This is a genomic window from Chryseobacterium sp. MYb264, assembly GCF_035974275.1.
Lineage (GTDB): Bacteria > Bacteroidota > Bacteroidia > Flavobacteriales > Weeksellaceae > Chryseobacterium.
This window is the reverse complement of record NZ_CP142422.1, coordinates 4642201-4660891: the sequence shown is the minus strand read 5'-3', so window position 1 is coordinate 4660891 and position 18691 is coordinate 4642201. Positions and strand designations below refer to the sequence as shown.

The 18691-nt window shown below is 34.3% G+C and carries 20 protein-coding genes; 11 read left to right on the top strand and 9 right to left on the bottom strand.

All coding sequences use genetic code 11. The features are described 5' to 3' along the window. Positions 1–78: 78 nt before the first annotated feature. The gene (locus VUJ46_RS20395; protein WP_326982512.1) at positions 79–447 is read right to left on the bottom strand and encodes a response regulator transcription factor; all 369 of its coding nucleotides are present in this window, start codon (positions 445–447) and stop codon (positions 79–81) included. Positions 448–449: 2 nt separating this feature from the next. Continuing rightward, positions 450–2303, bottom strand: a complete 1854-nt coding sequence (locus tag VUJ46_RS20390) for a PAS domain-containing protein (RefSeq protein ID WP_326982511.1) — start codon at positions 2301–2303, stop codon at positions 450–452. A 179-nt stretch (positions 2304–2482) separates the two neighbouring features. On the opposite strand from VUJ46_RS20390, the gene VUJ46_RS20385 reads away from it, so the two are divergent. The 3 genes from VUJ46_RS20385 (at position 2483) to secG (ending at position 6357) form a co-directional block, all read left to right on the top strand. Then, positions 2483–3796, top strand: a complete 1314-nt coding sequence (locus VUJ46_RS20385) for a M16 family metallopeptidase (protein WP_326982510.1) — start codon at positions 2483–2485, stop codon at positions 3794–3796. Positions 3797–3849: 53 nt separating this feature from the next. After that, on the top strand, positions 3850–5883 hold the full coding sequence (locus VUJ46_RS20380; protein WP_326982509.1) for a M16 family metallopeptidase: 2034 nt from the start codon (positions 3850–3852) through the stop codon (positions 5881–5883). A 123-nt stretch (positions 5884–6006) separates the two neighbouring features. Then, complete coding sequence (secG, locus tag VUJ46_RS20375) at positions 6007–6357, top strand: preprotein translocase subunit SecG (RefSeq protein WP_326982508.1); 351 nt, start codon at positions 6007–6009, stop codon at positions 6355–6357. A 50-nt stretch (positions 6358–6407) separates the two neighbouring features. Here secG and VUJ46_RS20370 read toward each other — a convergent pair whose 3' ends face one another. The 4 genes from VUJ46_RS20370 to recR are packed head-to-tail and all read right to left on the bottom strand — an operon-like array spanning position 6408 to position 9870. Further along, positions 6408–7241, bottom strand: a complete 834-nt coding sequence (locus VUJ46_RS20370; RefSeq protein ID WP_326982507.1) for a glycosyltransferase family 2 protein — start codon at positions 7239–7241, stop codon at positions 6408–6410. Between the two features lie 14 nt (positions 7242–7255). Beyond that, positions 7256–8065: a glycosyltransferase family 2 protein gene (locus VUJ46_RS20365; protein ID WP_326982506.1), complete on the bottom strand. Its 810-nt coding sequence runs from the start codon at positions 8063–8065 to the stop codon at positions 7256–7258. Continuing rightward, the gene (locus VUJ46_RS20360) at positions 8065–9222 is read right to left on the bottom strand and encodes a hypothetical protein (protein ID WP_326982505.1); all 1158 of its coding nucleotides are present in this window, start codon (positions 9220–9222) and stop codon (positions 8065–8067) included. Before VUJ46_RS20360 ends, VUJ46_RS20365 begins: the two co-directional genes overlap by 1 nt. A 33-nt stretch (positions 9223–9255) precedes the next feature. Next, positions 9256–9870: a recombination mediator RecR gene (recR, locus tag VUJ46_RS20355; RefSeq protein ID WP_326982504.1), complete on the bottom strand. Its 615-nt coding sequence runs from the start codon at positions 9868–9870 to the stop codon at positions 9256–9258. A 176-nt stretch (positions 9871–10046) separates the two neighbouring features. Here recR and VUJ46_RS20350 point away from each other — a divergent pair, with 176 nt between their 5' ends. From VUJ46_RS20350 to VUJ46_RS20320, 7 genes are all read left to right on the top strand, one after another. Continuing rightward, on the top strand, positions 10047–10652 hold the full coding sequence (locus tag VUJ46_RS20350; RefSeq protein WP_312389840.1) for a hypothetical protein: 606 nt from the start codon (positions 10047–10049) through the stop codon (positions 10650–10652). Positions 10653–10670: 18 nt separating this feature from the next. Beyond that, positions 10671–11162 carry a hypothetical protein gene (locus VUJ46_RS20345; protein WP_326982503.1) on the top strand — a complete coding sequence of 164 codons (492 nt, stop codon included), beginning with the start codon at positions 10671–10673 and terminating at the stop codon, positions 11160–11162. Positions 11163–11247: 85 nt separating this feature from the next. Continuing rightward, positions 11248–12693 carry an aminoacyl-histidine dipeptidase gene (locus VUJ46_RS20340; RefSeq protein ID WP_326982502.1) on the top strand — a complete coding sequence of 482 codons (1446 nt, stop codon included), beginning with the start codon at positions 11248–11250 and terminating at the stop codon, positions 12691–12693. 116 nt (positions 12694–12809) lie between these two features. Continuing rightward, positions 12810–13043 (top strand): hypothetical protein, encoded by a 234-nt coding sequence (locus VUJ46_RS20335; RefSeq protein ID WP_326982501.1) that lies wholly within the window; start codon positions 12810–12812, stop codon positions 13041–13043. After that, on the top strand, positions 13027–13326 hold the full coding sequence (locus VUJ46_RS20330) for a type II toxin-antitoxin system RelE/ParE family toxin (RefSeq protein ID WP_326982500.1): 300 nt from the start codon (positions 13027–13029) through the stop codon (positions 13324–13326). Before VUJ46_RS20335 ends, VUJ46_RS20330 begins: the two co-directional genes overlap by 17 nt. 13 nt (positions 13327–13339) lie before the next feature. Further along, complete coding sequence (locus VUJ46_RS20325) at positions 13340–13921, top strand: TIGR00730 family Rossman fold protein (protein ID WP_326982499.1); 582 nt, start codon at positions 13340–13342, stop codon at positions 13919–13921. Between the two features lie 65 nt (positions 13922–13986). After that, positions 13987–14709 carry a hypothetical protein gene (locus VUJ46_RS20320; RefSeq protein ID WP_326982498.1) on the top strand — a complete coding sequence of 241 codons (723 nt, stop codon included), beginning with the start codon at positions 13987–13989 and terminating at the stop codon, positions 14707–14709. A 74-nt stretch (positions 14710–14783) separates the two neighbouring features. Here the strand turns inward: VUJ46_RS20320 and VUJ46_RS20315 are convergent, their stop codons facing one another. Continuing rightward, positions 14784–15113, bottom strand: a complete 330-nt coding sequence (locus VUJ46_RS20315; protein ID WP_326982497.1) for a ferredoxin — start codon at positions 15111–15113, stop codon at positions 14784–14786. A 76-nt stretch (positions 15114–15189) separates the two neighbouring features. Continuing rightward, a complete protein-coding gene (locus VUJ46_RS20310) occupies positions 15190–16245 on the bottom strand; it encodes an NAD(P)/FAD-dependent oxidoreductase (protein WP_326982496.1) in 1056 nt (351 codons plus the stop codon). A gap of 147 nt (positions 16246–16392) precedes the next feature. On the opposite strand from VUJ46_RS20310, the gene VUJ46_RS20305 reads away from it, so the two are divergent. After that, entirely contained in the window at positions 16393–17163 is a 771-nt protein-coding gene (locus tag VUJ46_RS20305) for a DUF3108 domain-containing protein (RefSeq protein WP_326982495.1), read from the top strand. A gap of 1247 nt (positions 17164–18410) precedes the next feature. Here VUJ46_RS20305 and VUJ46_RS20300 read toward each other — a convergent pair. Continuing rightward, positions 18411–18566 (bottom strand): hypothetical protein, encoded by a 156-nt coding sequence (locus VUJ46_RS20300; protein WP_326982494.1) that lies wholly within the window; start codon positions 18564–18566, stop codon positions 18411–18413. Positions 18567–18691 lie beyond the last annotated feature (125 nt).

The window sequence follows — 18691 nt, the reverse complement described above, 5'->3', positions numbered from 1 at the left end:
AGTGTATTCTGTGGAGAATTCAAATTTTTGAAATACAAGCATTTATAACACACTCAATTTCAAAACAATGAATAGCTATTATTTAATATAAGATCTCATGCGCGAGATCATATCATCCATATCAAAAGGTTTAGCAATAAAATCATTAGCACCTGCATCTAGTGCAGATTGCTCCAATCCTCGGCTGGCAGACATAATAACCACGGGAATATCTCTTAAATTTTCATCTGCACGAATGGTTCTGCAAATATCTCTACCGTCTTCACCAGACAGCCACATATCCATCAAAATAACATTGGGTTTTGCCTGTGGATTCAACGCATTGAGCATATCTGAGCCTTTATAGAACTTGGAAACAGATAATCCTTCAAACTCCATCATCATTTCGATAGAATCTACAATAGCCGGACTGTCATCCAAGACTAAAATTTGTGTAGCGCTAGACATATTTAATTTTTTATTTTAGGTATTTCGAAACAAAAATCAGACCCCTTTCCTTCTACCGAGTGTACATAGATTTTTCCGCCTGTTCGTTTTATGATTTCTGATGAAATATAAAGTCCTAAGCCTAAGCCCGGAAAAGTATGTTCTTTGGTACCGCTTACACGGTAATATTGTTCAAAAACTTTTATTTGTTTATCAGATGGAATTCCGATTCCGAAATCTTTAACGCTAAATTTAATATTGCTATTTACCAATTCTGCAGAGACATGAATTTCATTGGCATCCGGAGAATATTTAATGGCATTACTGATTAAATTACTCATTACCTGAGAAATCCTGTGGCGATCTGCAACGGCATTTCCGATGCTGTTTTTAGTGAAAATAATTTGCTGCCTCGCCGTCATTTGCTGTTCGGTAACGACTTCTTCCACCAACAGATCAAAATCAAAATCTGATTCATTTAACTGAATTTTACCATTCTGAATTTTAGTAACGTCCAAAAGATCATTAATTAAATCTGTAAGTTTATCGATCTGAGAATTCATTCTTTTGGCAACCTCAGCGTTTTTGAGATCGTTTTGTTTATGTAAATTTTGTTCGATATATTGAGTATACAATTTTAAACTTGTAAGTGGTGTTTTCAGTTCATGACTTGCAATCCCTAGAAAATTATCTTTTTGAGTCTGCAATTGTTTAAAATCATCAATATCGGTGAAAGTGCCTATCCATTGCTTTATTTCACCATTTTCGTCAAGATTGGCAATCGCTCTCCCTAAAAACCAGCGATAGGTATTTGGATTTTTAGGATCTTTAAATTCATATTCAACCTCAAAAGGTTTTCCGGTTTCTACACTTTGTTTCCAGATCTCGATGATATTGGGATAAACTTCTGGCCTGATGATTTTCCGAATGGCTTCATTGGCATCTTCATCTTTACTGAATCCCATGTATCTATACCAACTATCATTCATATACGTGATTTTCCCTTCTCTGTCGCAGGTCCAGACAAATTGAGGCATAGAATCTGCCAAATCACGATATTTTTTTTCACTTTCCTGAATTTCTTTTCTTGCAGCAACATGTTCTGTAACATTTACCGCCATATTATGAATGGCATACACTTCCCCAGCCGAATTTTTCAGAGGTTTGTACGAAAAGTTATAATAAAAGGTCTGGAGTTTTCCATCAACGATCAAATTTACCTCATCTTCAGTGGCTGTGTAGGTTTTTCCCGTTTTAAAAATATCTTTTAAAATACCGATAAAAGGCTGACCTTCCAATTCAGGAATCGCGTCTTCAAGCTTCATTCCAATGACGGAAGCATCTTTTCCCCAGGTTTTCAGCATGGGTTCATTTGCCAATTCAATATAAAGATCCTCGGAACGGTAAATAGCGATAGAATATCCGGATTGTTTTATTAAATCTTCAAAACGGTATTCGCTTTCTTTAAGTTTCTGTTCAGAAATTACCTGCTCTGTAACTTCCGTTGCCACAATACTGACTCCGACAATTTTCTTATCATCGTTATAAATTGGTGCATAGATGAAATTGAAAAAATGTTCCTCATAATTTCCGTATTTATTCAGGAAAACTGGCCATTTATTTCCGTTGAATATTTCACCTTTTCTGTAAACATTATCAAAAAGTTCGATAAAACCTTGCGAAGTGACTTCCGGCAAAGCTTCAAACAAAGGTTTCCCAATCACAGAAGCGTCTCTTCCCCACAATTCCAAAATCTGAGGATTGGCACTGTTAATAATAAGATCATCGCCCATTACCAAAGCCATGGCAACGGGTGCTTTACTAAACAACGTGACCAAAGAATCATACGAAATATTTTGATTGAAAAAGTTTTCCATTATTGAGATTTACCGTTTACAAAATTAATTTATATTTCAGGTTTTAATAAAAATTTAAATACCACTTTTTAGTAATCAATTATCATACAATTTATTTTAAAGATAAGTCTAAATATTTTGTAACTAAAATGTAACAAATAATACATTATTCACACTAATTGGTAAACAATTTCTATTTTATGAAAAAACGACTTATTTCTGCTGTTGCAGTCGCTTTCTTCGGAATGGCTTTGAATGCTCAGCAAATCAAATTCGAGGAGTATGATCTTCCAAACGGTTTACACGTAATTCTTCATCAGGACAATTCTGCACCGGTGGTTACTACAGGAGTAATGTACCATGTGGGAGCGAAAGATGAAGTAAAAGGAAGAACGGGTTTTGCTCACTTTTTCGAACACCTTTTATTTGAAGGAACTCCAAACATCAAAAGAGGTGAATGGTTTAAAATCGTTTCATCAAACGGAGGACAAAACAACGCCAATACCACCAACGACAGAACATATTATTACGAAACATTCCCGTCTAACAACGAACAATTGGGACTTTGGATGGAATCTGAAAGAATGCGTCACGCGGTAATCAACCAAGTTGGAGTAGACACGCAGAGAGAGGTTGTAAAAGAAGAAAAAAGATTGAGAATGGATAACCAGCCTTATGGTAATTTATTCTCAACAATTCAGAAAAATTTATTCACGAATCACCCATACAACTGGCCAACCATCGGATCTATGGAAGATTTGAATTCTGCAAAATTAGAGGAATTCCAAGCGTTTTATAAGAAATTCTATGTTCCAAATAACGCAACTCTAGTTGTAGCGGGAGACATTAAACCTGAGCAAACAAAAAAATGGATTCAGGATTATTACGGGGCTATTCCAAAAGGAACGCTTTATCCAAAAGATTATCCGAAAGATGCGCCTATTACTCAGGAAAAAGAAGTAACGGCTACTGACCCGAACATCCAACTTCCTGCTTATGTTTTTGCATACAGAACTCCGGCTAATAAAGAGAAAGATGCTTATATTTTAGATATGCTTTCTTCTTATTTAAGTAATGGTAAATCTTCAGTTTTATATAAAAAATTAGTTGACCAAGATAAAAAAGCACTTCAGGTAGCGGCTTTCAACCAAGGTCTTGAAGATTACGGTATTTTCGCATTCTTTGCTATCCCAATGGGGCAAACTACAAAACAAGCTTTGCAGACTGACATTGATGCTGAAATTAAAAAACTTCAGACCACTTTAATTTCTGAAGAAGATTACCAAAAACTACAGAACCAGTATGAAAACCAGTTTGTAAATGCCAACTCCAGCATTCAGGGGATTGCGGCTTCATTGGCAACAAACCACGTATTGATGGGCAATACCAATTTGATCAACAAAGAAATCGACATTTACAGAGGAATCACAAGACAGGATCTTCAAAATGCGGCTAAAAAATATCTTAATTCAAACCAAAGAATAATCATTAATTACGTACCTGAAAAAAAGTAATCATTTAAACTTTTTAGGTTAAAATATGATTATTAAAAATTAAATTTTTACAAATGAAAAAGCAATTAACATATATAGCTGCAACGTTTTTCTTCACCGGAATGGTTTCAGCACAAAAAATAGATATTAATGTAATGCCGAAAGCGGGACCAACACCTGCAATCAACATTACAAAACCAAAAACTTTCCAGCTAAGCAACGGCCTTACAGTAATGGTTGTAGAAAACAACAAATTGCCAAGAGTAAGCGCTAGCCTTTCTATGGACAGACCTCCATACAACGAAGGAAGTGTAACGGGTGTAAGCCAGATCTTGGCAGAACAGTTCGAAAACGGAACGACTAATATGAGCAAAGATGATTTCAACAAAAAAGTTGATTATCTTGGAGCTAATCTTGGTTTCTCATCAAATGGAGCTTCTGCAAATACACTTTCAAAATATTTCCCGGAAGTTTTAAGTTTGATGGCAGATGCGATCGTAAATCCTAAATTTTCTGCTGAGGAAATTCAAAATTCTAAAGAAAGGGCAGTTGAAGGTTTAAAATCTTCTGAAAAAAGTGCAGATGCCATTGCAGGAAGAGTTTCTAATGCTTTGATGTACGGAAAAAATACGGCCAGAGGTGAGTTTGAAACGGTTGAATCGATCAACAAAATTCAGCTGGCAGACGTTCAAAATATTTATAAAAAATATTACGCTCCAGACAATGCTTATTTAGTAATCGTTGGAGATGTGAAATTTGATCAGGTTAAACCTTTGGTTGAAAAAGCATTTAACGGATGGAAAAAGGCAAACACACCGGCTACTCAGCTTGAACCGGCTTCTAATGTTGCTAAAACTGAAATTAATGTAGTGGATGTTCCTTCTGCTGTACAGTCTGTTGTTTCATTAAACAACCTGAACACGCTGAAAATGAAAGATCCTAATTATTTCCCTGCAACCATTGCAAACTACATCCTTGGAGGCGGTGGTGAAGCAAGACTTTTCATGAATCTTCGTGAGAAAAATGGTTTCACTTATGGAGCTTATTCAAGCATGACAGCTAGCAAATATTCTCCGGAATTTACGGCGGAAGCAAGTGTAAGAAACGAAGTTACCGATAAAGCGGTTAAGGAGTTTATGAATGAGCTTAATGCAATTTCTACCGTAAAACCTGACGAACTGGCAAATGCTAAGGCAAAATTGAAAGGAGCTTTCATCTTAGCTTTGGAAAAACCTGAAACTATCGCAAGATTTGCTTTAAACGAAAAAGTTCAGGATTTACCTTCTGATTTCTACGCCAACTATCTGAAATCTATTGATAAAGTAACTTCTGCAGATGTAACCAACGCTGTAAAAGCAACGATTTTACCAAACCAAAGCAGAATCTTCATCGCAGGTAAAGCGTCTGATATTTCTGAAGGATTGGAAAAATTGGGTTATCCTGTAAAATATTATGACAAAGAGGCTAATCCTGTTGCAAAACCGGCAGCTCAAAAAGTAGATGCCAGCGTAACGTTGGGTTCAGTTGCTGATAAATACATCAACGCTATCGGAGGAACAGCAGCTGTTCAGAAAATCACGTCTATTTCTACAGACGCAACCACTAAAGTTCAGGGGATGGATATGGCCATGAAAATGGTTCAGGCAAAAGGAGGAAAAATGGCGATGAACATCAGCATGATGGGCAACACGATCCAGAAAATCGTTTTTGACGGTAAAGACGGATATATGGAAGCTCAGGGACAGAAAAAACCTTTTGATGATAAACAAAAAGCAGAAATGGCTAAAGAAAAAGAGCTTTTCCCTGAATTAAATTTTGCTAAAAATGCCACCCTGAAACTTGCCGGTATCGAGAAATACAACAATGAAGATTCTTATGTTGTAAAAGGAGACAAGGTAACGTATTACTACAGTGTTGCTACAGGCTTAAAAACAGGAGAAGTAAAAGCAGGGGAAGGAGGATCTATCCCTACGAGTTATGCAGATTATAAAGATGTGTCCGGTGTAAAGCTTCCGTTTACCATTATTCAGAATATGGGCGGAATGGATATCAATTTAGCGGTACAATCTTATGTTCTGAACCAGGCTAAAGATTCTGATTTTAAATAAAACAGCCTTATTTAATATAAAAAACGGCAACACTTGTTGCCGTTTTTTATTTTTACCACGATCTTTTTTTGTCATTCGGTAAAAAAAGATTAAATTTGCCCATTCAAAAAGATATCAAAATTAATGGATACTATATTTACACTATTGATGGTTCTTATTATGATCGCCAGCATTTTACTGGTAATCGTTGTTATGGCTCAAAACCCTAAAGGTGGAGGTCTTTCAAGTACTTTTGGAGGTGCATCTTCTGCACAGTTCGGAGTACAGAGAACCAATGATTTCATGGAAAAAGCAACATGGACTTTGGGAGGAACAATTATTGTTCTTATTCTTCTAAGTGTTGTTATCACCGGAAAACCATCAGTGGCAGCTCCATCAGCAGCTCAACCTGTAAAAACTGAAGCTCCGGCACAATCTAATACTCCGGCTTCTACAACAGCTCCGGCTCAAACTCCGGCAGCTCCAGCTAAATAATACGATAGTAATATTATATACAACGAAAGCAACTCCATGGAGTTGCTTTTTTATTTTAGCTTGATTTTTTCAATCTTATGTCTAAGTTTTAATCCTGCATTTAAAAATGAATATTGCAAAGACTTCGATTCCCTGTAATATTTGCTGATAAAAATCTGCATTGCTCCATAAAACCTTTCTAAGTAAACCTCATCTTTGATGGTACTTTCACCTTTATGATGTAAAATAGATTCTTTACCATAATAGTAATTTCGGTAACCGTTTCTGAGTAGTGTATAACAAAGATCAATATCTTCCCCATACATAAAATACGCATCATCAAGCCCTCCTATCCTATTATAAACATCTCTTTTCACCAGAAGAAAAGCTCCGGTAACCACTTCCACTTCAGCAATATCAAATTCCCCTATATCATTTCGATAATAGGATTTGGAATTGTTTTTCTTAAAATTGGTAAATAACTTCTCGAAAGAATTGAACATATCAGGAACTGATCTTTTGCTTTCAGGAAGAAACTGCCCCTTTGCATCGTGCATTCTCAAGCCTAAACAACCAAAATCAGGTTTAGAGTCTGCAAAATCCAACACTTGCTTCATATAAAAACCTTCCAATTCAGTATCAGGATTTAAAATTAAAAGATATTCTCCATTGACTATTTTTATCGCCTTATTATTTGCTTTAGAAAAACCTTCATTTTCCGGTGAATCAATGAATGTGTAACTTGGAAATTCAGTAATAAGCTCTTTCCATGAAGAATCCGGAGAGGCATTATCAATAATGACCACTTCGTAATCAATATCTTTTATATATTTTTCAAGAGATAAAAGACAATTTCTTAATAATTGAGTCACATTATAATTGACAATAACGACAGACAGCTTCATGGTTAATCTTCTTTTTAATTTGTTGTTTTTTGTTTATAATAAAATGTTCTGCTGAGCAACAGTACATATTTCGCTTTATAAAAAAGTTTAAGAAAAATATATTTCGTCAAATGGATACGTTTAGCAGCATACATTTCTTTAATATTTCGCTGAAACCCCTTCTCCATTGCTGAAAGATTGGCAGAAAGCCCGGAGACACCAAATGTTCTTTTTCCGCCATCAGCAATCAAAAGACTTTCATCAAGAATATACATGGTATTATTTTCTGAGATCTTCATCCAGTAATTCAAATCTTCAGCATACCTCTGATCGTCATTAAAAAAACCGGTATTCTCCAGTATTTTTCTTTTGAACAAAACCGTTGAAGGCTGCGCCTCATTTCTGATCAGTAATTTTTCAAAGGTAATTTCAGCAAGGTGATTGATGATTTTATAGGGAAATAAAATTTCATTATTATTTCTTCTGGTGGCAAGAAAATCAATTTTTAAATTATCATCCAGAAGATATTTTAGCTGTTTTTCTATTTTTTCAGGCAACCATTCATCATCCGCATCAAGAAGTGCCATATAGTCACCTTTGGCTATTTTTAATCCTGTATTTCTTGCTTTTGAAACCCCTCCATTAACCTGTTCTACAAGCTTAATATTCATTTTAGGATTTTCTTTCTGATAATTTTCAACGATTATTTTACTTGTATCCGTAGAACCGTCATTAATGATGATAATTTCAAAATTTTCGATTCCAATCGTCTGTGCTTTAATAGAATTTAAAGCATTGACTACAGTTTTTTCTGCGTTATATATTGGGATAATAACAGAAACCACTACTGCCTTTGAGATTTAAGATTGATAAAAACCTTCATGCCCATGGCAATTACTATAAATGGCATCGACATATTGAAAAAACTGATATCAAAATTCGAATTAGTGATCATATTCTCATATCCTAATACCACCATATAGTATGAAAAGGTTAATAAAATACAGATGAACAAAATCCCGCCTCCCCAAAGAATAATATGTTGAAGAAGTTTTACTTTAAAAGATAGAATAAGGGCAGTAATAATATATAATGCAGTTACTATAACGGGCTGTTTTCCTGCTTGTATAATCAATGGATTATGTTTAACGAATAAATCCAGACTTTCTGCTTGATGAAAAAACAGATATAAAACAGAAGAGATAGTTATTACAGAACTTAAAACAAATAGTAACTTATCCTTTATTGAAAGTTTAAAGAAAGGTCTAAAGAAGAGCAATATCAATGGAATGATGACTGAAAACCGAGTAAGCACCATTAATGATATTAATATGGAAACAGTAATTATGTTTAAATTTTTCTTTTCAACAAAGTTTTTCTGAATTAGGTATATTAAAGCTACAAGAATAATAAAATTTGAAAATAGATCACTTTTCGTATAAATTTCCCACAAATAACTTGGAGAAAAAGCAAGGAAAATCAAAATGATTAACCTCTGTTTATAATCCTTAAAAATTTTAAAAATTATATATAAAAATAATAAAAAGCAAAAACACTGTAGATACCCAACGCTTCCAAAAAGAAGATAAAAAGGCATCCCCAGAATGATCAAAAAAGGCAAATTGGAAGATTCTCTACCCATATAATCCTTAATAGAGTAAGGATATTCATTATTTAGAATAGCTTTTATTCCAATTTCCATGGCATCCCATCTGTCTACATTCAGAGATTTACCATCTATCACATAATTTACGCCCACACTCCCACAAAAAAAGAGAATCCCTAAACTCCAGAATAAAATTTTATAAGCAGATTCTTTAAAATCAGTTTTATTATAAAATTTGACAATAACTAAAATACCCGTAAAATAAGCTATCAATAATGGAATATTATAGCTTTCCCCATACTTTAAAATAAAAAGAGCATTGATAAAAAAGTAGATGATAATAGGCCAATATTTAACAAAATTATTGAAAATAAATTCATACAAAATTTTAATCATACATTCATAGTTTTTAAAGTGTTAAATGATTTTTTAGCCCATCCCCTCATTATAAGGTAATCGGTTCACAATTGATCTTCCCAAAGAAACCTCATCCGCATATTCCAACTCATCTCCTACAGAAATTCCCCTTGCGATACTTGAAAAATTTACGTTAAAATCCTTGAACTTCTTATAAATATAATAAGCCGTAGTATCTCCTTCCATGGTGGCACTAAGCGCAAAAATGAGTTCTTTTACACTTCCGCTGTTTACCTTTTTTTCAATACTCGGGATATTTAACTGGTGAGGTCCTACTCCTTCCATAGGCGAAATTTTTCCACCAAGAATAAGATATTTACCGGTATACTTTCCTGTATTTTCGATGGCAATCACGTCACGAACATCCTCCACAATGCAGATTACCTCGCCATTTCTTTTATCATTGCTGCAGATTTCACAAATTTCAAAATCAGAAAAATTATGACATTCTTTACAATACTTGATCTCATTCACAAGATTGATCAGTGAATTCCCCAAACTCGTCGCACGGGAATTGGGTTGCTTTAATAAATGCAATGCTAAACGTAAAGCCGTTTTTCTGCCAATTCCGGGTAATCCTGAAATTTCATCCACTGCTTTTGCCAAAACTTTACTTGGGTAATCCATCAGACAAAAATAGTGATTATTGTTGATAATTGAAGCGTGATAGTTTTCAGTTTAAATTAACAAATTAAAAAGAATTTCACCTCAAAAAAGACATGATTCACCCTTTTTCAGGCTTCTTATCTTCAATTAAAAATATTATCTTTGGCGGACTAAATATTAACTTGAAAAAATAAACAATGGTACTTAACAATCTAAATTACCCGTTAGATTTCAAATTCAAAATTTCCACATTGGCGAGTGATTTCAATATCACGGATAAAAACGGAAACTACGTGGCTTACGTTCGTCAGAAAATGTTTAAACTGAAAGAAGACGTTATCGTTTTCAATGACGAAAGCAAGTCGAAGGAACTTTTCAGAATCAGAGCCAATAAATGGATCGATTTCAATGCTTCTTATTCTTTAAACGAAGTACAGACAGGAAAAAGCTACGGAAGACTGGCAAGAAAAGGAATGCGTTCTATATGGAAAGCAAGCTACGATATTCTGGATGCCACCGATCAGCCAAAATTCAAAATTCAGGAAGATAATGCCTGGGTAAGATTTTTTGACGGCATGGTAGGTGAAATCCCAATTATCGGGATGTTTACAGGATATTTCCTAAACCCTTCTTACACCATTACAGGAATGGATGGAAAAGCGTATTTTAAATTGAAAAAAATGCCGTCTTTCTTTGGAAGAAGATTTCAGCTTGACCGATTAATTGATATTGATGACGAAGAGGAAAGCTTAGTGATTCTTTCATTATTGATGATGACTCTCCTGGAAAGAGCAAGAGGATAATAAAATAAACCACAAAAAATGAAATATATAATCATTTTCGTTTCGGCGCTCTTATTGGTCGCCTGTAAAAAAGACAAAGAAGCCACTTCGGGATCTGCAGTTTCAGATTCGGTACAAATTGCTCACGATTCTGCGAATGTAAAAAATTCTTCAGAAAAAATTTTAGTGGAAACTTTTGCTTTTCCGGCTGAAATTAAAGAATGCTCTTGTTATTTCGCCAGAAATAAAGCTGATTTCGAGAACGAAAAATACATTTATGCGGACGATGCAGGAAAAACTGCGTATATGAAACTGGACGGCAAAAGATTGGCTATGAATCTGATCTCCTCCAGCGACATGGAAGCTGATGAAGTCTTAACAAAAGAAATTGAAAATGAAGACTATAAAATCTCTGTAAAAGGCAAGAAAATAAAAGGCGAAGAGGCTTTATTATTTGAAGGTACGCTGACCATTGAAAAACCTGATGGTACAGTGGAAACCACACCTATTTATGGTGAATGTGGTTGTTAATTGACTTCTTGCTTCTTGCAAAAATATTGCTTCTGATTTACGGAAGCATTTTTTATTTCGTAATTTTGAAAAAAATAAAAATTTCATGGAGCTATCTCATATAGAACCGCAAATAATCTGGAAAAATTTTTCCAAGCTAAATGCTGTTCCAAGACCATCAAAAAAAGAAGAAAAAGTAATTGCTTTCATAAAAGAATTCGGTGAAAATCTAGGACTGGAAACTACGGTAGATGATGTAGGAAACGTAATTATTAAAAAACCTGCCACAGCGGGAATGGAAAACCGTAAATCGATTGTGATGCAATCGCATTTAGACATGGTTTGCCAGAAAAACAATGATGTAAATTTTGATTTTGAAACAGAAGGAATCAAAATGGAAGTTGATGGCGACTGGGTAAAGGCAAAAGGTACAACTTTAGGTGCTGATAACGGTTTGGGCGTTGCTACGATCATGTCGATTTTAGAAAGTTCAGACATTCCTCACCCTGATTTGGAAGCGCTTTTTACTATTGATGAAGAAACGGGAATGACGGGTGCTTTAGGTTTAAAACCCGGACAATTAACCGGGCAAATTTTGTTAAATCTTGACACCGAAGAAGATGACGAAATCGATATCGGTTGTGCAGGTGGAATTGATGTTACGATTTCTCAAAACTACTCCACAGAAGCTGCTAACGGACAAATTGTAAGATTTGAAGTGAAAGGTCTTCAGGGTGGTCACTCCGGAATGGACATCCACAAAGGTTTCGGAAATGCGAATGTAATCTTAGGAAGACTTCTTTATAAAGCATTGGAAAAAGAAAATATCCAACTAATTTCTATTGACGGAGGTGGATTGAGAAACGCGATTCCGAGAGAAGGTGTTGCGATTGCTTCTGTGAGAAATGCTCAGGAATTTATCGAAGAGCTTACAAACGGTCTTAAAAAGGAAGTTTTAGAAGAATTTGCAAGCGTAGAACCCAATCTTCAAATCAATATTGAAAATGCAACTTCTTCTGATAAAGCGATTTCTGAAGCAGATTCAAAGAAGATTATTTTGACGTTAAAATCTCTTCACAACGGAGTTTACAGAATGAGTCCGGATGTAAAAGATTTGGTAGAATCATCAAACAACGTTGCAAGAGTTGAATTAAAAGAAGGTGGTTTGAAAATTTTAAATCTTTCAAGATCATCGGTAGATTCCTCAAAAGATTCAGTGGCTGAACAATTGAAATCTGTTGCAGAATTGGCTGGAATGAATACTGTTTTCAGTGGTTCTTATCCAGGTTGGAAACCAAAACCGGGTTCTGAGATCGTTCAGTTGATGGAGAAAATCTATACTGAAAAGTTTAATGAAAAACCTCACGTTGTAGCTTGTCACGCAGGTTTAGAATGCGGAATCATCGGAGCCAATTATCCTGAAATGGAAATGGTAAGTTTCGGACCGACAATCCGTGGGGCACACTCTCCAGATGAAAAAGCGAATATTTCTTCAACTCAGAAATTCTGGGCATTTACGAAAGATATTTTAGCAAATATTCCTCAAAAATAAAATTGTAAAATTGCTATATTGAATCTCCAAAGTCATTTTGATTTTGGAGATTTTTAGTTTTAAATCAATCTTATTTTTAATATAAAAGTGATACATTTGAATAAATAATACAAGGTATGAACGCACAGACTCTTAATGAAAAGCTTGAATTAATTCAATGGTTATCAACATTGGAGGATACTTCTATTATTAAAAAATTAATTCAGTTCAGAAAAGAAGAAACAAAAGACTGGTGGGATTCTGTTTCCGAAGAAGAAAAAAAATCCATCGAAAAAGGAATATCTGAAGCTGATAATGATGAACTAAAATCTCATTCCGAAGCAAGAAAATTATATGGAAAATGGTTATAACATTTTCTGGACTCCCAATGCTTTAAGTGAATTAGAGCAAACAATAGAATATCTTCAAAATAATTTCACCGATAAAGAAATCAAGAAGCTCGTTCATAAACTTGAAAGTATCACAGAAATTATTTCTAAAAACCCTAACATATTTCCAAAATCCGAGGATAAAAATATTCATAAAGCAGTCATTCTCGAATTCAATACCATGTATTATCGTGTAAGAAAAGAAAATATTGAAATCTTATCTTTCTTCTCTAACAGACAATCTCCTCAAAAGAAAAAATTTTAATTCTATTTTAACAATGAAAAGCATCACAGTATTCTGCGGATCAAGTTTTGGTTCGGACGAAATATATAAAGAACAGGCAACTTTGCTCGGGCAGACTTTAGCCAAACAAAATATTCAATTAATTTACGGCGGCGCAGATGTCGGTTTAATGGGCGCTGTTGCAGACGGAGCTTTGAATGCAGGCGGAAAAGCAATCGGAGTTCTTCCTCATTTCTTACAATCAAAAGAGATTGCTCACAAACAATTGACTGAATTAATTTTGGTTGAAACCATGCACGAAAGAAAAACCAAAATGAATGAACTTTGCGATGGTGTAATTGTTCTTCCCGGTGGCTACGGAACTTTGGAAGAGTTTTTCGAAATGATCACATGGGCACAACTCGGACTTCACAAAAAACCGATCGCTGTTTTGAATATTGATGGATTTTATGATGATTTAATTAAGCTTGTTCAAACAATGGTTGATAAAGGATTTTTAAAGCAAATTAATCGGGAGATGTTATTGATCAGCAATAATATTGATGAATTGCTGGAGATGATGAAAAATTATGTTGCTCCAAAGGTTGGGAAATGGATTACGAAAGAGGAAGTTTAAATTTATATAAAAAAATATCTCATTAATATTACCTATAACCATATATTTACATAAAACTAAAACACATGAATCAGCAACTATTTGATAAATATGATGGTCTATCTACTGAAAGAGAATTTATAGATTTTATCCGTGAAAATTTAGAATGTCCAATAAATTGTACACAAGGAAATCGTTTAAATATAATTGATCAAGAATTAATTGCATTATGGAGACATACTTGTTCGAAGTACTCTACAGCAAATGAGGAAGATTTCATAAGAGAAGTATATGAAGAAGATTCTAGTCTTTTTTATACTGAAGATTTAGACGAATTTAAACGTGTTGGCTTTAATTTAATTAGATGGATTAATACCGCAAAAATTGACTTTATGAATGCTACCAGAGTATTTCATTCAAAAATGGCAAGTTCAAAAGATTATCCAAAACATTATTTAACAAGCAAAATTAACAAAGCCGATATTATAAAATTAGCCCTCAAAAAAAATATTTCCTACTTTTTCTCTGAAATAAACGAATCTCATTTAGAACCTATACTTTTAGATTCTTTTACAGAATATTTTGATTTAATTTTACACAGTGAAAATTTAAGATTTGGTGTTAAAGTAGACAAAAGTATAGGAATTTCAAATACAGGTATCGAAACAAATTTAATGTTATTTGAAATCAATAAATCAGGACAAATAGCACATGCATATCCATGTAATGAAGATGAAATAGAAAATTTAGATATTGAGCCTAAATTTTTTGATAAAGTATATTTTGATTGGTTACGAGAGGAATTATAAGCTAATCAATCTATAACAAAAAAACTCCCGAAGAAAAATCTTCAGGAGTTTTTATATTTTAAGTTAAAAACTTTCTAAGGATAAGGAGCAATTTCTACTTCAAGACCTTCCATTTCCATTACCATGTGCAGTTGGCAACCCAATCTGCTGTTATCTTTTACATGGAAAGCTTCGGCAAGCATTGCATCTTCTTCATCGCCCATAGGCTCAAGACCCGGATCGTTTACCACGTAAACCTGACAAGAAGCGCACATCGCCATTCCTCCACAAACTCCGATAGTTCCTTCTTCTGCTAATTCATACGAACGGATGATTTCCATTAAATTCATGGACATATCCGTAGGTGCTACCACATCATGAGTCACCCCTTCCCTATCGGTGATCTTTATATTTATATCGCTCATTTTTGTTGATTGTTGATTTGTTTGTAGCTGATGGCATTTGTCATTCTTAACTACTAACCTTCAACCGGCAACAAATTTAGTCAATTTTTTTCACAACTGCCTTCTCAGCTTCTTTTCTACTTCCGTCGAATCCGTCTACACCACTCACGGTTGTATATTTAAGAACGAATTTTTTACCCGGATTGAGTCTGTTGTAAACACTCTGACACATTAAAGTCGCTTCGTGAAAACCACACAGAATCAATTTTAACTTCCCAGGGTAGGTGTTGATATCTCCAATAGCATAAATCCCTTCGATATTGGTTTGGTAATCTAAAGCATTATTGACAACGATCGCATTTTTCTCGATATTTAATCCCCAGTTTCCGATTTCTCCCAATTTAGGTGTTAATCCGAATAAAGGAATAAAATAATCAGTTTCCATGTCATAAGCTTCCTGTCCGTCAACCGCAACCGTAATCGCTTCGACTTTACCGTCACCTTTTACTCCGGTAACCTCAGCAGGTGTAATCAATTTGATTTTCCCCTGATTTTTAAGCTCCTGAACTTTTTCTACAGAATCCAAAGCCCCACGGAATTCATTTCTTCTGTGAATCAACGTTACTTCGCTTGCTACGTTTGAAAGGAAAATACTCCAGTCTAGCGCAGAATCTCCACCTCCGGCGATAACCACTTTTTTATCTCTGAAGTGCTCAGGCTCTTTTACGAAATATTCAAGACCTTTTTCTTCATAATCTGCAAGATTTTCGAAAGCGGGTTTTCTTGGTTCAAAAGTACCTAAACCACCTGCAATAGCAATAGCTTTACATCTGTGAACAGTTCCTTTATTAGTTACAACTTCAAACCATTCATCATCCACTTTAGTGTAGGAAACGGCTGTTTCTCCTAAAGTAAATCCAGGTTGGAATTGCTTGATCTGCTCCATTAAATTATCAACTAGTTCTCCCGCATTTACCGATGGATAACCAGGGATATCAAAAATCGGTTTTTTAGGATATAATTCTGCCAACTGTCCACCAGGCTGAGGAAGTGCATCAATAATATGGCATTTCATTTTTAGCAAACCTGCCTCAAAAACAGCAAACAATCCAGTTGGCCCGGCTCCAATAATCAATATATCTGTAGTGATCATAGTATAAAAGATAATTTAATAATATGTATGTTTGCAAATTTACTAATTTTAATGCGAAGCATATTTAATTCATTCTAAATAAAAACCTGAGATTTATCAAATATGTTTAATAATTTTATTTGGCAACCTTTTTGTAACTGAGTAATCATGAAAAAAATTTCATTTTTTTTAGCAATATTCACATTTTGTCTGAGTTTTAGCCAGATTACTAATATTGCTGACGGAGAATCGCTGACCTTCAGAATTCATTACGGAATCCTGAATGCCGGAAGCGCCAATCTCACGGCCAAAAAAACAATATATAAAGGCATTCCTCATCTCTATGTAAAGGGAACCGGTGTGACTACAGGCGCTGTAAAAGCTTTTTTCAAGGTGGAGGATCTTTATGAAAGCTATATTAACATGCAGACAGAGCTTCCGAGCTTTTATGTGAGAAACGTACGTGAAGGCGGATATACCCAGCATTATGAAACAACATTTAATCACGACAATCATACGCTTCTTCTTACCGATAAAAAAAATCCGGCTAATGGCTCCAAAACATTAAAATCGGTAAAAGATGTTCAGGATATGCTTTCCTGTTTCTATTATTTAAGAAGCAAGAGCCCTGTTGAGCTAAAAATAGGAACGGTAATCAAAATGAATGTCTGGATTGATGATGAGCTGTTTCCTTTTCAACTGAAAGTGGTGGGCACAGAAAATCTAAAAACCAAATTCGGAACCATTAATTGTCTGAAAATAGTTCCTTCGGTACAGAGCGGAAGAGTGTTTAAGGAAAAAGAAGGGGTGATGATGTGGGTATCTAACGATGCCAATCATGTCCCGTTATTGTTAAAGGCTGAACTTGCTGTTGGATCTCTGAAAGCGAGTATCGACGGAATAAAAAATGTGAAATACCCATTAAAATTCACCAACTGAAAATAGAGTATATTATTTTGATGTCTGTAATTTTTTACAGGCATTTTTTTTGATGTAATAAAAAGCAATTTCTGACTGTCTTTATTATAAGACTTAATTAGTATAAATCAAATAAACAGACATATGGTTCATTACAAAGTGAAACATAAGATAAACAGATACATTATTTTCCCAGTGGTATATTGTTGATTTCAATATTTGTTTTTAATTACGTTTTGTTTCTAAGGTCAGTAATTAAAAACTAAAACCTCCGAGGATATCGGAGGTTTGTTTTTTCATCTTTTGTTAAATGTTGCGTTATTCGAAATAATCTTTTTTCATCATTTGTGTTTTTATACACCAAATCACTTTTAAAAATATTTTAAATCATCCATGTTCTGTCAAAACCAATGATTTGTTTTTCATCATATTGTTATAATAGAATGATCAATTCCCGAGCCAGCCGTGCCAAAATAGAGTCGATTTTCGTCGTTGACAGTGTAGATATTATTCGACAGGAAAATAAGGATTAAATCTATAAAGGATGCTTATTTACGGGAGGTACCTTTATCGATACAACAGCTTTGCCTGAATCTTATAATTTCAGAAGATGATCCGATTTTGTTTTATAAAACTTTAAATAACAAAATAAGGGATCAGACCTAAAACTTGGAAAAAAATTGTTTATATTTTTATTTCCCACAGATGCACAGATTTTCCACTGATATTGCTGCCGGCTTTTTTTTACTCAATCTTAGTGGTCTCCCGTAGGTAGAACGGCTTTGTGAGACCTAAAACACTAAGCTGTAAAAAAACTTGGTGAGCCTTCATGTTCAATATGGAAAGTGTAAAGAAAAAAATCTGAACCACTTGCAAAATCTGCGGGGGCAAAAAATTTCAGTTAGGATTCGCTTACCTTTTTGCTTAGTCCCCAAATTTTGATACTTATCGCAAATAAGCCTGTTCAACTTTTTTCAGGACGAGGCAACAAACGAAAAAACCTTCGAAGATGCCGAAGGTTTTATCTGTTGGAAACGGGTAAATAATTTTTTTTCATCACTTGTGTTCTTAATACACCAAATCACTTTTTTATTGTATATCACTGATCGCATTGTCAAAACCAATGATTCTTGTCTAACCATATTGTCACTAAATATCTATCAATACCTAAGCCACTTACACCATTAATCCATCGATTTAATTCGTGGGAGATGTAGATATTTTTCTACAGAATCCCCATGATTAATTATAAAAATTAAGAAAAAACATTAATATTTTTTATGGCTACGAATGCTACTATTGATTTCTTTAACCTCCGAAAGTTCTTTAAGCCCGTTACAAAAGTCGGGAAGAAATTTCAGGATTGGAATATCTTGCCCCACAGATGAAGGATTTTCACGGATGAAACGGTTTCTTAAAACCATAAATTACCAATCATTAGTAGGGTTTGTGAAATCTGGGGCAAATAAAAACCCTACTTTTAATTTTCAAACAATCTAAGCGCTTTGTCTAGATTCCCTGGTTTTCGAATTGATCCAATTTAATACTG

What these genes read in the sequence shown, in the direction of transcription:
- VUJ46_RS20395 (WP_326982512.1), bottom strand. Translation starts at nt 447, where the DNA reads ATGTCTAGCGCTACACAAATTTTAGTCTTGGATGACAGTCCGGCTATT.
- VUJ46_RS20390 (WP_326982511.1), bottom strand. Translation starts at nt 2,303, where the DNA reads ATGGAAAACTTTTTCAATCAAAATATTTCGTATGATTCTTTGGTCACG.
- VUJ46_RS20385 (WP_326982510.1), top strand. Translation starts at nt 2,483, where the DNA reads ATGAAAAAACGACTTATTTCTGCTGTTGCAGTCGCTTTCTTCGGAATG.
- VUJ46_RS20380 (WP_326982509.1), top strand. Translation starts at nt 3,850, where the DNA reads ATGAAAAAGCAATTAACATATATAGCTGCAACGTTTTTCTTCACCGGA.
- secG (WP_326982508.1), top strand. Translation starts at nt 6,007, where the DNA reads ATGGATACTATATTTACACTATTGATGGTTCTTATTATGATCGCCAGC.
- VUJ46_RS20370 (WP_326982507.1), bottom strand. Translation starts at nt 7,241, where the DNA reads ATGAAGCTGTCTGTCGTTATTGTCAATTATAATGTGACTCAATTATTA.
- VUJ46_RS20360 (WP_326982505.1), bottom strand. Translation starts at nt 9,222, where the DNA reads ATGATTAAAATTTTGTATGAATTTATTTTCAATAATTTTGTTAAATAT.
- recR (WP_326982504.1), bottom strand. Translation starts at nt 9,870, where the DNA reads ATGGATTACCCAAGTAAAGTTTTGGCAAAAGCAGTGGATGAAATTTCA.
- VUJ46_RS20350 (WP_312389840.1), top strand. Translation starts at nt 10,047, where the DNA reads ATGGTACTTAACAATCTAAATTACCCGTTAGATTTCAAATTCAAAATT.
- VUJ46_RS20345 (WP_326982503.1), top strand. Translation starts at nt 10,671, where the DNA reads ATGAAATATATAATCATTTTCGTTTCGGCGCTCTTATTGGTCGCCTGT.
- VUJ46_RS20340 (WP_326982502.1), top strand. Translation starts at nt 11,248, where the DNA reads ATGGAGCTATCTCATATAGAACCGCAAATAATCTGGAAAAATTTTTCC.
- VUJ46_RS20335 (WP_326982501.1), top strand. Translation starts at nt 12,810, where the DNA reads ATGAACGCACAGACTCTTAATGAAAAGCTTGAATTAATTCAATGGTTA.
- VUJ46_RS20330 (WP_326982500.1), top strand. Translation starts at nt 13,027, where the DNA reads ATGGAAAATGGTTATAACATTTTCTGGACTCCCAATGCTTTAAGTGAA.
- VUJ46_RS20325 (WP_326982499.1), top strand. Translation starts at nt 13,340, where the DNA reads ATGAAAAGCATCACAGTATTCTGCGGATCAAGTTTTGGTTCGGACGAA.
- VUJ46_RS20320 (WP_326982498.1), top strand. Translation starts at nt 13,987, where the DNA reads ATGAATCAGCAACTATTTGATAAATATGATGGTCTATCTACTGAAAGA.
- VUJ46_RS20315 (WP_326982497.1), bottom strand. Translation starts at nt 15,113, where the DNA reads ATGAGCGATATAAATATAAAGATCACCGATAGGGAAGGGGTGACTCAT.
- VUJ46_RS20310 (WP_326982496.1), bottom strand. Translation starts at nt 16,245, where the DNA reads ATGATCACTACAGATATATTGATTATTGGAGCCGGGCCAACTGGATTG.
- VUJ46_RS20305 (WP_326982495.1), top strand. Translation starts at nt 16,393, where the DNA reads ATGAAAAAAATTTCATTTTTTTTAGCAATATTCACATTTTGTCTGAGT.
- VUJ46_RS20300 (WP_326982494.1), bottom strand. Translation starts at nt 18,566, where the DNA reads ATGGTTTTAAGAAACCGTTTCATCCGTGAAAATCCTTCATCTGTGGGG.